Source organism: Paenibacillus sp. XY044, from assembly GCF_002257645.1.
Lineage (GTDB): Bacteria > Bacillota > Bacilli > Paenibacillales > Paenibacillaceae > Paenibacillus_AQ.
This window is the reverse complement of sequence record NZ_NQMO01000011.1, coordinates 1-13,525: the sequence shown is the minus strand read 5'-3', so window position 1 is coordinate 13,525 and position 13,525 is coordinate 1. Positions and strand designations below refer to the sequence as shown.

Here is a 13,525-nt window from a genome sequence, read left to right as displayed (position 1 = left end):
TCGATGAATGTTACGAAAGTAAAACGGAAGGAATGGTACGATGTCGTCTTTTTATTCACCGCAGCAAATTCGTGATATTGCTATTGAAACGGGGGAGAAGAAAGCTAAGCTCACGCTGCCCGCGATTCTTATTCTAGGCTTCCTGGCGGGTGCGTTCATCGCGCTGGGATTTCTGTTGGATATCCGTGTCATCGGAACGGCTCCGAAGGAATGGGGCTCGGTTGCCGGATTTCTTGGTGCAGCCGTCTTCCCGGTAGGGCTGATCCTGACCGTTCTGGCCGGCGGGGAACTGCTTACGGGGAACATGATGACGCTTCCAATGGCGTGGTTTTCTGGGAAAATAGGCTTTGGCTCCGTCCTCAAGAACTGGATTCTCGTCACGGTCGCCAATTTTATCGGGGCGGTGTTCGTCGCCTATTTCTTCGGACATGTCGCCGGGCTGACGGAAGGGGCGTTTCTGGCCAAAACGGTTGCGGTAGCCGAAGCGAAGGTGCACGATTCGTTCCTGCAGGCCTTTGTCTCGGCCATCGGCTGCAATTGGCTCGTCTGTCTGGCAGTCTGGCTGGGTTACGGCGCGAAGGATGTTACCGGAAAAATCATCGGGATCTGGTTTCCGGTCATGGCGTTTGTTGCCATCGGCTTTCAGCACGTGGTCGCCAACATGTTCGTCATTCCGGCCGCGATCTTCGCGGGACAGATGGGCTGGAGCCAATACTTCCCGAACTTTACGGCTGTGTTTCTGGGCAACCTCATCGGCGGAGCGGTCTTCGTGGCGCTTGCGTATTTCGCCGCTTACCGTCAGCCCGCCGGCTCCACGCTGCCTCTTGCGGATAAAGTGAATCATAAATCGGCATAATGCCGCTTTGCGTGCTGCTCCAAAATATGCACGAATTTGAGCAGTGCCATGCCAGCCGGTTGATCTTTGCTGTGAACCTGCAGCAGGTCCCGGCTGAGCTTCATTCCTTTCAGCTTGACCTCGCTCAGCTCGCCGCTGGCCAGCTCCTTGCGAACGACCCAGCGGGACAGGACAGCGATGCCAAGCCCCGCGGCGGCGGCTTCCTTGACGCCCTGGCTGCTGCTGAAGACGAAGCTCCGTTTGACTGCAAGCCCTCCATCCTCAATCAGCCGGTCGCTGTATGCCCGCGTGCCTGAACCGCTCTCCCGCATGACCCATACCTGGTCCTGCAGCATGCCGGGATCTATCGATTTGAAGACGGCAAGGGGGTGATCGGGCGACATCACCAGCACCATTTCATCCTCCATGAACGTGGTCAGCTGCACGTCTTTGGCGGTCGTGCTGCCTTCAACCAGTCCGATATGAAACCGCCCATCGCGGATATCGTGCACGATGTTGTCGGTGTTGCTGATGTGAACCTGCACGTCGACTTCGGGGTATTGCTGTGCATATTCGGCGAGAACGGCCGGAAGGATGTATTCGCCGATCGTAAAGCTCGCGCCAATGATCAAAGAGCCGGTCACGACATCTCTGAGCAGATGGATCTCCTGCTGGGCCTCCTCGTACAGTGCAAGCATCTGCTTCGCCTTCCGGAACAAGATTTCGCCGGCCTCGGTTAGTCTCACCTGCTTCGGGGATCGGAGCATCAGCTTCGCGCCCAGCTCATCCTCCAAATTCCGGATATGCAGGCTTACCCCCGGCTGGGACAGATGAAGCAGCTTGGCGGCGCGGGAGAAATTACGCTCTTCGGCTACAGTGACGAACACCTTCAATGTGTCTGTGATCATGGCGTGGACTCCTGTTCATCATTTCTTCTGCGGCAGGTGAAGCTAAGGCGGCGCTGAAGATTACATTCAGTGTAACGTGAGGGAGGGCCGCAATCAATCATAAGTTATCCTGATGATTGGGATAGCAAATCGGTATTTCCCTTCCGGAGCCGGACATTCTATAGTGAGCGTATCGAAAGCCGCAAGGATGATCAGGCTACTGACGGGAGGAATAAATCATGATTGCATCTCAGGGATCGGCCCTGCCTCGCAGAAAGCGCAATCTGAACGCTTACATGCTGGGGCTCTGCCTGACATTTGTTTTATCGCTGCTGGCCAAGGGGCTGGCGCTGCTGCCTTTTCTCGGCATCATGGGACAGCTGGTGCTGGCCATCCTGCTGGGCATGGCTTACCGTGCATCCGTCGGCGTGCCGGAGTACGCGATGCCCGGCATCGCCTTTTCCAATAAAAAGCTGCTGCGGTTGGGCATTATTTTGCTCGGCATGCGGCTAAACCTGGCGGACATCGTTCACGCCGGGCCGAGGGTTCTGCTGCTGGCTGTGATCAATATCAGCGTTACGCTGCTCGCGGTATACGGCATCGCCAGACTGATGAAGGTCGATCCGGTCATGTCGCTTCTGTCCGCCTGCGGTTCGGCCATTTGCGGGGCGGCAGCCGTTGCCGCCATTGCCCCGCAGGTCCGGGCGAACGAGCAGGAGACGGCGGTGAGCGCCGCTGTGGTTGCCCTGCTCGGCACCTTGTTTACGCTGCTGTACGTCGGCCTGTATCCGCTGCTCGGCCTTTCGCCGGCCGGATACGGCGTGTTTGCGGGCGGCACGCTCCATGAGGTCGCCCATGCTATCGCGGCGGCGGCGCCCGGGGGCAAGGAGGCCGAAGACATGGCCGTCATCGTCAAGTTGACCCGGGTGGCGCTGCTCGTGCCCGTCGCCGTGCTCGTCGGCGTGTGGAGCAGCCGCAAGGGCGCAGCGGGAGAAAAAAGCCGCATCCCCATCCCCTGGTTCGTGCTTGGCTTCCTGGGCATGAGCGGCATCCATACGCTGGGCATCCTGCCCGAGTCCGCTGCAGCGCAGATCGTCACAGCAGCCTATATGCTGATGGCCATGGCGATGGCCGGACTTGGCCTCAACGTCGACTTTGCCGTTTTCGGGCGCAAAGGGGGGCGGCCGTTCGCCGCAGCGCTGATCGGATCCTGCCTGCTTGCCGGTGTCGGGTATGCCCTTGTCAGGGTGCTGGGGTTAGCATAAGAGCCGAAACGAACTGGCGAACATAAAAGAAGGACTCCGGCCGGGAATGGCGGAGTCTTTGTTTTTTATAACCATAAACGAACGTACCGCTACAGTTCCTCGGAATCATCGCCGTCATAACCGTTGATCAGGTCCGTACCGTGCATATCCTCCAACATCGCGGAAGGGTCGACCGGGCTATTCGCCGAAATGTCGTCCGCGTCCGGAACGTCCGGCAGCTCTTCGTCCTCTGTCCGTTCGTTAACGGCCGGGGAAGCATCGGCATTAACGCCGGACGTCTCGGTCGAGGCGGGAGCCGAGTCTCTGCCCCCAAGCTCAGGACTCATATCGGACCGGACATAGAAGTTCACGTCCTCCGCTTCCGGCTCACGGCTGATGCTTTGCTTGGTGTACGTCCCCGTATCCTTGAAGTCATCCCGGGGCAGCTCATACTCGGGCGGAAGCTCGCGCTGCTGGTCGTACCGGTCATAGGTCAAATCGGCTTCGCTTCTAATATCCTTATCATGCTCATCAGCCATGTCATCCATCTCCTTTGGCATAAATTCTTTCCTTTACCGTTGCCCGAAATGAGTCCGTATATCCGCCCCTGAATTAAAACTTCGGAAATACGTATCGGATCAAGAAGTAGAGGAAACCGAAAAAAATAATGATATACGCCGCATATTTGATAAAAGTGGATGCTACAAGACTGGAATCGGACTTCTGCTGAACTTCCTTACGCTCAACCTCCACGTTGTTCCGGCGGGATTCACTCATTGATAACCCTCCTTTCAGCGTTGATCGGAAATTCTCTATCGTTTGGTACATTAATAAACAGACCGGTTCATGGTGAAACATCGTTACCATACTTAGGAAAAAGTGGTATGATAAACGAAGTACCCACTTGTGCGTTCCCGAAAGCGGGTACGCTGTGATCGAAGAGGTCCCGGGGATTCTTATGTTTTCAAATGCATAAATATGAGATATATGACGGTATATTCTAGATATATTGCATATTTATGCAAATGATATATTTTTTGATGATGCCCGCAAGAACAGGAAGGAGTGAAGGATGATGACAGCGAATCTACATAGGAGTTAAATATTTTACAAATATTAACTTTTGAGGTGTTTTAATGAAGGGTTTCCCCAAATCCGTAATCGTGAAGCTGGCTCTGATCGCTTTCCTGACCCTGCTGTTCGTGATGGCACCGGTATTCGCTTCGGCGAAGCAGGCGGGTGAGCGTTGGATTACAGAGTGGGAGGTCAAATGGGCGGACAGCCCGGATCTTGCGGCAGGGCCCGGATCCATAACGACAAGCGAAGGCTGGAGCCCGAACCAAGCCGGCATGGGTTTGCCACAAAGGCCGGGGACATCATCGACATTATGGATCCGAACCAAGCTCCCTGCCTTGAAATGGGACATTCCCTCCATGCTTATCCCTAAGATATACGGACAGAACATTGCGATTTTTATCGGCAGTACCCCCATCTACGAATCAAACCGCGACTATATATACGATAACAACAAAGTGTTAACTCCCCTTCAGAGAAATGATTCCGATAAAATACTGTACATAGGCGTTCAATCCGCCAAGGACCGCATCGGACTGCGCCATGGGATTGAACTGGGCAACTATCCGGAATTGCTGGACAACTACGTCAAGAGAGACTTGATCGATATCATACTGGGCTGCGCGTTTGTTTTTATTGCGCTTGTCATGCTCATTTGCTCGGTTTTTTTGAAAAAGGAACAGAACGCTTCCTGGATTTCGCTGAGTCTGGTGATCGCATCCGCCGGAATTCTGGTCATCACGTATTCCCCGTTTCTTTATACTTTTTACAAGCATTACGGTAAGCTCTACACCCGTTTGTGGGATGTCTCGCTGTTTGTGCTGCTTCCGTCACTAACCTATTTTATCGAACGGATCTTTGGCAGCGGGTACCGGTCGATCATCAAGAAGCTGCTGTATTTTCAAATCGTTTACTCGGCATTCTGCCTGCTCTTCATGCTGGCGAACATCGTTATGGACGACAAATTTTTCGGAATCCATTATTTCCTGTCGGTGCGCGTTCTGGGTGTCGTCATGATCGTACAAGCCATATTGCTCGTCAGCAATTCGATTATCCATGCCGTGAAAGGAAACCGGAGCGCCGAAATTTTTACCGTCGGTTTTGCGGTGTTCGGGCTAACGGTTATCGGAGAGATGGTCTGGTTCTTTTTCAAGGACGGCAATTATGACCTGTTTCTATGGAAATGGGGGGCTGCGGTATTCATCATCTCCTTGATGCTGATCCTAGGCCGGAATTATACCATCAACCACGAACAGATCGTAAAATATTCAAGAGAGCTGGAAATGTTCAACAACGAGCTGCAGCGCTCCGAGAAAATGGCCATCATCAGCGAATTGGCGGCATCCGTCGCCCATGAGGTCCGGAATCCGCTTCAGGTAACGCGCGGCTTCCTGCAGGTGCTGACCAAGAAATACAGAAACCAGGATAAAATCTATATGACGATGGCCCTGGAGGAGCTGGACCGGGCCGCAGGCATCATCACCGATTTCCTGACCTTTGCCAAACCGCAGTTTGAACGGATTTCCATACTGAACGTCAAGGAAGAGCTGGGGCATGTGGAAGGTATCATCGTTCCGCTTGCGAACCTTCAGGGCGTCCAGATCGACATGCGTATTCCGGAACACTTGCAGGTGAAAGGAAACTCTTCGAAATTTAAACAGGCCTTGATCAATATGGTGAAGAACAGCATCGAGGCGCTTAGCGGAGGCGGCCAGATTAACGTATGGGCTTACGAAATGGACGGTCGGATCGTGATCCATATTCAGGATAATGGGGAAGGGATGAGCACGGAGGAGCTTGCCCGGCTGGGCGAGCCGTATTTCTCCAACAAAACGAAAGGGACCGGGCTCGGTCTAATGGTTACGTTCCGGATCGTGGAAGCCATGGGGGGAAATCTTGAATTTAAAAGCGAAAAAGGGGTGGGAACCGAAGCGGTCGTCTCCTTTCCATCAGCGGCTGTATAAGCCGCTTGACGGATAAGGGGACAAAACCCGCCGTTCCCAACCCTTTCATGATTTATGTATATCCAAGATGAGATGCAGCCTCAACTACCAGGAGTATTTCGGTGCCGCGGCCGCTCTGACCGTTTCTGTCGGACTTGGGGGAAGCACGAGATAAAACTCGTTGGATGATTCCTCCACTGTCTTTACTTTGATGTGTTCAGGTAAAATAATACCGAGCACTTCTTTGATGGCGGCCTTGGGGTCGGCCAGGAGTCTTTCCTTGAAACTTGGGTCTTCCCATGCTTTTTGAATAACTTGGTTGTGAAGGATAGCTTCTGCTGTCATTAGAATCACCCTTTCAACAAAATGGTTAATATTACCTTTATAAGTATACCATGGAATAAATTATAAATCTATCATTATTTGATATGATTTAACAACCATAAACTTAATCCGCCTTTTTGCAAGGCGTTTCTCTCTTCTTCGATCCGATTTGCGTCTTCCTGAATCGACAGCAGGATATGCTCGTGAAAAGAAATCAGATGAGGAATGTTCAAAGGAATCTGCTTGATGTGCTCATGGTTGGCTTCCGCCACGGCAGTGTATGAACGCAGGATGCCGCGAACGGCAATATAGTGCTCGACGCGTTCCGGTGAGAGCGTTTCGGCGGTGGCGAACTGCGATCGGATCAGCGAGAGCAGGCTGTTATAGCTCCCTTCTTCGAGATCCTCCCGCCAGTCCGCCCAATCGTCCGCCATCTGCAGCGTAGCCAGCACGTGTTCGACCAAATCCGTCACCGCCGGAATCCGCTCATCCCTGCCCGACAGCAGCAGCGCCCCGGTGCTCGACAGCTTCAGCGGCGCCGCCTTGCGCGCAATGAATAGCGGATTAACTCGGAAATAGTCGGCCGTTTGCTCATTGGAAACGCTTTCCGCCCATTCATGCAAGTACTGTCTGAAATAGGACCAGAACGGAGAGTCCGAGGGGAAATAGCCGCGGTAGATGTCGAGAAACTGCAGATAGAGCAAGTTTCCCAGCGGCAGCTGCTCCTTGTCCTGGGGTGAGGAGGAGTCTATGCAATCATCCTGAATGAAAAAATATAGCATGGCGCAGACGTTGCCGATCGACAGCTTCCGGGCGTCTTCGCCCGAAAGTCTGGCCGTTTCCATCAGCCAGAAGGGCAGCAGGTAGCAGATATAGTTTTTGGCGCTGTTTTCTTGGAGCACGTTAAAATGGCTTAAATAGGAGAGGCCTTTCGTGTTCAACGGAGAGGGGAACGAGGCAATCATGTTCTCGGTTTCGCGAAATACATACGACAAATCGGCTTCATAACGCTCTAGCCATTCCATAAAATCACCTTTTTTTAGATAAGATTGATGTTCCAAGCGGCGGCATCCGATATAAAAGACATCCATATCGAATCGTTGACTGGTTATGAAAGGAAGGCAGTGTGTATGTTGTTATATGAAGTTTAGATGAGGTTATTTTATAGTTTAGCATATATTTCCAATCTATGAAATCCGAAATTGAAAGAACCGAATCATAGGATAGACGCTGCTGGTTCCGGTACATTAACATTCGGTAGAGGTGCACATATGAAAGCTTCTAGAAAATACGGCATTATCGCGGCGATGATATTTATGGCCATCCAGCTTGTGTTTGCCGCCTCCTGTTACGGAAGTTCCGAACCGGCCCTGAAGCCGCTGACAGACTGGCGGTTCACTTGGGAGGATGGGGGCATAGGAAGCCGCGGCACGGACGGCATCGGGCCGGCTTCCGGGTGGGAGCCGTACCGGTTGAAGCAACCGCTGCCGCCAAACACCGGAGAAGCAGAGACGGGATGGTTCGAAACGAAGCTGCCGGCGCTCGTCTGGAATACGCCCGCGATTTTGCTGAAGCCGGTCTATGGGATCAAGATCGCCATCTATGTGGGACAAGAGAAACGATACGAAACAGGCCGGGATTACCGGTATGATGTCAATCATATCCTTCTCCCGCTGAGCCGCGAGGATGCCGGCAAAACGCTGCTCATGCAAATTCAGGGAGGGACCGGCCGGATCGGACTGGAAGGTTCCGTCTGGGCGGGTGATTATCAGATGCTGCTCACGAAGCTGATCAGGGCCAATCTGGGTGACATCGTTTTGGGAAGTTCGTTTATATTCATCGCGCTAATAATGCTGATCTCGGCTTTATTCCTGAACCGGAGTGAGCGAAGCAGCTGGCTGTCTCTAACGATAGTCATTTTGTCGATCGGCCTGATGATCCTGACTTATTCTCCTTTTGTGTACAGCCTGTTCAGCAGCTATGGAGCATTGTTTCAGGTCATTTTTGACCTTGCATTACTATCGCTCCTGCCGGCCATTACCTATTACTTCGAGAAAACGATCGGACCTGGATACATGCGAATCATCCGGATTTGCCGGAAAATCCAGGCCGGGTACTCGCTCTTTTGCCTGGGGCTCATGGTCGTCAACCTGCTCAGCGGCAGCCGTTTCTCTGATATCTATTATTTCTTTTCCGTCACGGTGCTTGGTTGCCTCATGATCGCTCTGCTGATGATCCTGGCGGCCAGTGCCATATCCTATGCGATGAAAGGTAACAGGAACGCGGCCGTGTTTGCTACGGGATTTGCCTTGTTTGCGGTTACGGCGCTGGGTGAACTCGTCTGGTTCTATGTACGCCAGGGGGACTATGTGCTGTTCTGGTGGAAATGGGGAGTTCTTGGCTTCGTCATTAGCCTTATCATGATTCTTGGCCGAAAGTTCGCCCATAATCACCAGCAAATTGTGGTGTATTCCCGGGAGCTTGAAATGTTTAACAGCGAGCTGCAGCGGTCGGAGAAAATGGAAATCATCAGCGAGCTGGCCGCGTCGGTCGCGCATGAGGTGAGAAACCCGCTGCAGGTCACCCGAGGCTTTCTGCAGCTGCTGCAGGAGAAATCGAGGGACCGGGAGAAGGAGTATCTTAGGTTAGCGCTTGAGGAACTGGACCGGGCATCGGGCATTATTACGGATTTCCTGACGTTTGCCAAGCCGGAGGCGGAGAAGGTCGCCCTGCTTGATGTCAGGAATGAATTCCGACATATCGAGGGCATTTTGATCCCGCTGGCCAACCTTCAAGGAGGGCGGATAACTACGGATATTCCCAAAGGCCTGTACGTCCAGGGGAACTCGTCCAAGTTCAAGCAGGCTTTTATCAATATGATCAAGAACAGCATTGAAGCGCTGCGGGAGGAAGGCCACATTGAAATCCGTGCCTACCGGGAGAATGACCAGGTCGTCATTCGCGTCGCCGACAATGGGGAAGGCATGGAGCCGTCAGAGGTGGCGAGGCTCGGCGAGCCATATTACTCCAACAAATCGAAAGGAACCGGGCTCGGCCTGATGGTTACGTTCCGCATCATTGAGGTGATGCAGGGGAAGATCGATATCGAGAGCGAAAAGGGTGCAGGTACGATGATGACCGTCCGGTTCCCGGCTTCTGTACCCGACGGAGAAGGATTGGAATAATCGCGGGATTCATATACATGTAGAACAAAAAAAATGGCGCCTGCATCGGCGTCATTTTTTTGCGTTCAAAAGAGCACTTCAGGGGCAGTCCCTCCTTGGATGTCCCTCCAGGCCAGATATAAGCTGATCGCTGCGGCAACAAGGAACAGGAAAGCGGAAATAAAAGCAAGCTGCTTTCCAGTGCTCATCGATCCCATGTTCCCGCCTCCTCCCATTCCCGGGGTTGCGGAGGGGACCACTCCGCTGATTCGGACGGGCTTCGCCGGTTTTGATCTTGATTTAACCCGTTTCCCGGGCTTTGCCGATTTCACTGGTTTCACGGTCAGACACTCCTTTGCATGAGAATCCTTTTTTATAACGATGTTAGGGTGCTTTAGTGAACTCACAGTAAGTTATGTCACTGCAGCTCGAGTCGTTCCGAAGCAAAGAGAAAATAGACATAGGAAACGAACAGATGTATGGTCAGAATTCATCAGAAATAGATTTAAACAGGAGACGATATGAATTGGATAGAAATCGCACGATGCGGGTCTTAGCAGCGCATTTCGCCATTCGTTGAAGCCACTGGTCTTACTGCAGTGTATGATGAAGCGGCCAAGATGTTATTGCCTTGAGCAAAAAAATGCAATCCCGGGATACTCCCGTCGTATCGTACCTTTTTGGATCATCCCGGATATGACAGACACTTCCGCCTAGTTGGGGAAATTGAGCATTTACTAGTTTGTTAGTTTTGTTATAATAAATTATGCTAACATTTATTGGCGAAAACGAGCAATGGCAGGAGGATATCATGGGCAAAACACAATGGAACATCAGCAGCTGGAACTTCAAGGCTTGCAAGGATCAAGAATGGATGGAGGCGAAGGTACCGGGCTGCGTACATACCGATCTGCTGGCAAACGGCAAAATTCCGGATCCGTTCTACGGAACGAATGAGAAGAAAGTACAGTGGATTGACAAGCAGGACTGGGAATATGAAAGCCGGTTCGACTTGCCGGAGGAGCTGCAGTCCCTTCCGCATCTGGAGCTCGTATTTAAAGGGCTTGACACCTATGCGGACGTCGTTGTGAACGGCAAACCGGTTCTTCAGGCGGATAATATGTTCCGCACATGGAAGGCCGATATCAAGGATGTGCTGCAGCCGAAGGACAACACGATCCATGTGCGTTTCCGCTCGCCGGTTCAGGAGGATCTTCCCAAGCTGGAGCGCCTCGGCTATGATTTGCCGGCAACGAATGACCAGTCGGATGTCGGAGGTCTCGGAGACCGGAAAATCAGCGTATTTGCCCGCAAGGCGCCGTATCATTACGGATGGGATTGGGGTCCGCGTTTCGTGACGAGCGGCATTTGGCGGGATGTCTATATCGAAGGATGGGATCACAGCCGGATTCAGGATGTGCACATCGATCAGACGGAGGTTACCGTCGCGTCCGCCAAGATAACGGCCGTAATAGAGCTGGAATCCGATCAGGAGGGGGATGCACTGATTCGTCTGAGCGCGGACGGTCAGAGCTGGGACCGGAAAGTTCGGCTGTCACGGGGAACCCAAACGGTCGAAATCCCGCTCGTGATCGGCAATCCGAAGCTGTGGTGGTGCCGGGGACTCGGTGAGGCGCATTTGTATGAATTCTGTGCGGAGTTGCTTGTTGACGGCGGCGTGACTGCGAAGAAAAGCGTCAAAACGGGTCTTCGCTCCGTCAGATTGGTCCGCGAGAAGGACGGGGCCGGCTCCACTTTTTATTTCGAGCTGAACGGAGTACCGTTGTTCGCTAAGGGGGCCAACCATATCCCGAATGACAGCTTCATTACTGAAGTGACCTACGAGCGCTACCGTCACGAGATTGCCAGCGCCGCAGCCTCCAACATGAATATGCTTCGCGTCTGGGGCGGAGGGATTTACGAGCAGGACGCGTTCTACGAACTGTGTGACGAATACGGCCTGATGGTCTGGCAGGATTTCATGTTTGCCTGCAGCATGTACCCGGGTGACGAGGCATTTTTGGAAAATGTGCGGCTGGAGGCGGAGGAGAACGTCAAACGTCTGAGAAATCATCCTTCGATTGTAATGTGGTGCGGAAACAACGAAATCGACACCGCCTGGTCCCACTATTCCGAAAATAGCGGCTGGGGCTGGAAGCAGCAGTACTCTCCGGAGCTCCGCGAACGTCTGTGGCAAGATTATGAGGCGATCTTCCACCGGATTTTGCCGGAAGCGATTTCCCATTACGCGCCGCAGGCCGATTACTGGCCGTCTTCGCCGATGATCGAGCTGACCGGGGACATTCATCAGCACGCGACGAACAGCTCCACCGGCGGGGACATCCATTACTGGGGCGTGTGGCACAATGTGGAGCCGTTTGAGAATTATAACGTGTATATCGGACGTTTCATGAGCGAATACGGCTTTCAGTCGTTTCCGGAGTACAAATCGGTTCGCCGTTATGCCGAAGAGCATGATTTGGCCTTGGAATCCGAAGTGATGCTCGCTCACCAGAAGAACGGGCAGGGCAACCGCCTGATCAAGCAGTACATGGATATGTACATGAACGAGCCAAAGGATTTTCCGTCCTTCCTGTACATGAGCCAGGTGCTGCAGGCAGAGGCGATGAAGATGGCGATTGAGGCGCATCGCCGCAAGAAGCCTTATTGTATGGGGACGCTGTATTGGCAGATGAATGATTGCTGGCCGGTGGCTTCCTGGGCGGGAATGGATTATTTCGGCCGCTGGAAGGCGCTTCAGTACTACGCCAAACGCAGCTTCCGCGACGTTGCCGTATCCATCGACGGTACGCGCGGCGATGAGCTGGATATCTACGTACTTTCCGATGTGCTCCAGCCGCTGTCCGGAAATCTTCGGCTGCAGGTCATGGACCTGAAGGGGGACGTCGTACAAGAAGCGACGGAGAGCTTCAGTATCGGCGCTAACACGTCGGAAAAGGTGCATACCCGCTCCGCGGAGCAGCTGCTTGGCGGACGCCGCCCTCAGGAAACGTTTTTGCTCGTCCAACTGGAGGTGTCCGGTCAGGAAGTGGACTGCAAGGAGCATTATTTCGTACCGGCTAAGGAGTTTGCGCTCACCAAGGCGAATATTACAGTACGGGAGGAAGAAGGCAGCCAGGGTCATACGCTGATCCTCACAACGGACACGCTGGCCAAACAGGTATGGATTTCCAGTGAGGCGGAGGGCAGCTTCAGCGACAACTTCTTTGATTTGATCCCCGGCAGAGAGCAGCGCGTACAGTTTTACGCCCGCTCGGAAGGGGAAGAGCCGTTCATCCCGGCCAAGCCGGGCCGGATCGAAGTGAGATCGATGGCGGACTTCATCTCCAAATAGGAGATTTGCATAAAAAGGAGCCACCCGGGTGTTTGGAGTTACCCCCGTCAAGTAGACAGTTATAAAAAGGACCTAGGCAACCTTAGTTCGGTACTCAACCGGGCTAAGGTTGTTTAATTTTTTCTGGAATCGGTAATGGTTATAAAATCGAATATAACGATGAACTTCATCTACGAGTTGCTTTTGGTCAGTGTAGTGGTGTAGTCGCAAGGATTCGCTCTTGAAATGGCTGAAAAAGCTTTCCATACATGCATTATCATGACAATTACCCTTGCGCGACATACTCACCTTAATACCATGGCGCTTTAGAAGCCGGTGATACGGTTTGGATGTGTACTGGAAACCGCGATCACTATGCAAAAGTATTCCGCCTGTTTTTCGCTTTCGAATGGCTTTCTTTACGGTATCAAGTACCAGGCGAATGTCATTACGGGGACTGATCTTGTAGGCGATCACCTCGTTGTTATATAGATCATAAATGGTTGAAAGATATAGAAAGCTTTGACCAAAGGGGAGATACGTAATATCTGTTACCCATTTCTCTAACGGCCGTGCCGCATGAAACTCGCGATTTAGTATATTTTCTGAGATGACGTAAGCTTCCTTCTTGCCAAAATACGGTTTCCTCTTGCGAATCACCGAACGTATGCCGAGCTCCTTCATCAGTCGATACACGCGCTTGTGATTAACGTGAATTCT

The 13,525-nt window shown here is 52.6% G+C and carries 12 protein-coding genes; 5 read left to right on the top strand and 7 right to left on the bottom strand.

What is annotated here, in order from left to right; all coding sequences use genetic code 11:
• Positions 1 to 40 precede the first annotated feature (40 nt).
• On the top strand, positions 41 to 856 hold the full coding sequence (locus CJP46_RS30770) for a formate/nitrite transporter family protein (RefSeq protein WP_094599455.1): 816 nt from the start codon (positions 41 to 43) through the stop codon (positions 854 to 856).
• On the opposite strand, the gene CJP46_RS30765 is transcribed toward CJP46_RS30770, so the two are convergent.
• The gene (locus CJP46_RS30765; protein WP_094599454.1) at positions 841 to 1,743 is read right to left on the bottom strand and encodes a LysR family transcriptional regulator; all 903 of its coding nucleotides are present in this window, start codon (positions 1,741 to 1,743) and stop codon (positions 841 to 843) included. The two genes, CJP46_RS30770 and CJP46_RS30765, sit on opposite strands and share 16 nt — an antisense overlap.
• 218 nt (positions 1,744 to 1,961) lie before the next feature.
• Here CJP46_RS30765 and CJP46_RS30760 point away from each other — a divergent pair, with 218 nt between their 5' ends.
• Positions 1,962 to 2,987 (top strand): YeiH family protein, encoded by a 1,026-nt coding sequence (locus tag CJP46_RS30760; RefSeq protein ID WP_094599453.1) that lies wholly within the window; start codon positions 1,962 to 1,964, stop codon positions 2,985 to 2,987.
• 89 nt (positions 2,988 to 3,076) lie between these two features.
• On the opposite strand, the gene CJP46_RS30755 is transcribed toward CJP46_RS30760, so the two are convergent.
• The gene (locus tag CJP46_RS30755; RefSeq protein ID WP_094599452.1) at positions 3,077 to 3,505 is read right to left on the bottom strand and encodes a hypothetical protein; all 429 of its coding nucleotides are present in this window, start codon (positions 3,503 to 3,505) and stop codon (positions 3,077 to 3,079) included.
• A 73-nt stretch (positions 3,506 to 3,578) separates the two neighbouring features.
• Positions 3,579 to 3,743: a hypothetical protein gene (locus CJP46_RS36730; protein ID WP_179281398.1), complete on the bottom strand. Its 165-nt coding sequence runs from the start codon at positions 3,741 to 3,743 to the stop codon at positions 3,579 to 3,581.
• A 359-nt stretch (positions 3,744 to 4,102) separates the two neighbouring features.
• Here CJP46_RS36730 and CJP46_RS30750 point away from each other — a divergent pair, with 359 nt between their 5' ends.
• On the top strand, positions 4,103 to 6,004 hold the full coding sequence (locus tag CJP46_RS30750) for a sensor histidine kinase (RefSeq protein WP_094599451.1): 1,902 nt from the start codon (positions 4,103 to 4,105) through the stop codon (positions 6,002 to 6,004).
• Positions 6,005 to 6,088: 84 nt separating this feature from the next.
• On the opposite strand, the gene CJP46_RS30745 is transcribed toward CJP46_RS30750, so the two are convergent.
• Positions 6,089 to 6,328 carry an NHLP leader peptide family RiPP precursor gene (locus tag CJP46_RS30745; protein ID WP_076173667.1) on the bottom strand — a complete coding sequence of 80 codons (240 nt, stop codon included), beginning with the start codon at positions 6,326 to 6,328 and terminating at the stop codon, positions 6,089 to 6,091.
• Between the two features lie 74 nt (positions 6,329 to 6,402).
• The gene (locus tag CJP46_RS30740) at positions 6,403 to 7,332 is read right to left on the bottom strand and encodes a hypothetical protein (RefSeq protein WP_094599450.1); all 930 of its coding nucleotides are present in this window, start codon (positions 7,330 to 7,332) and stop codon (positions 6,403 to 6,405) included.
• Positions 7,333 to 7,578: 246 nt separating this feature from the next.
• On the opposite strand from CJP46_RS30740, the gene CJP46_RS30735 reads away from it, so the two are divergent.
• The gene (locus CJP46_RS30735) at positions 7,579 to 9,492 is read left to right on the top strand and encodes a sensor histidine kinase (RefSeq protein ID WP_094599449.1); all 1,914 of its coding nucleotides are present in this window, start codon (positions 7,579 to 7,581) and stop codon (positions 9,490 to 9,492) included.
• Positions 9,493 to 9,557: 65 nt separating this feature from the next.
• On the opposite strand, the gene CJP46_RS37280 is transcribed toward CJP46_RS30735, so the two are convergent.
• Positions 9,558 to 9,689, bottom strand: a complete 132-nt coding sequence (locus CJP46_RS37280) for a hypothetical protein (protein ID WP_256992609.1) — start codon at positions 9,687 to 9,689, stop codon at positions 9,558 to 9,560.
• A gap of 593 nt (positions 9,690 to 10,282) precedes the next feature.
• On the opposite strand from CJP46_RS37280, the gene CJP46_RS30730 reads away from it, so the two are divergent.
• On the top strand, positions 10,283 to 12,826 hold the full coding sequence (locus CJP46_RS30730; RefSeq protein WP_094599448.1) for a beta-mannosidase: 2,544 nt from the start codon (positions 10,283 to 10,285) through the stop codon (positions 12,824 to 12,826).
• A gap of 72 nt (positions 12,827 to 12,898) precedes the next feature.
• On the opposite strand, the gene CJP46_RS30725 is transcribed toward CJP46_RS30730, so the two are convergent.
• A partial coding sequence (locus tag CJP46_RS30725; RefSeq protein WP_094599447.1) for an IS3 family transposase occupies positions 12,899 to 13,525 on the bottom strand: 627 nt, incomplete at its 5' end.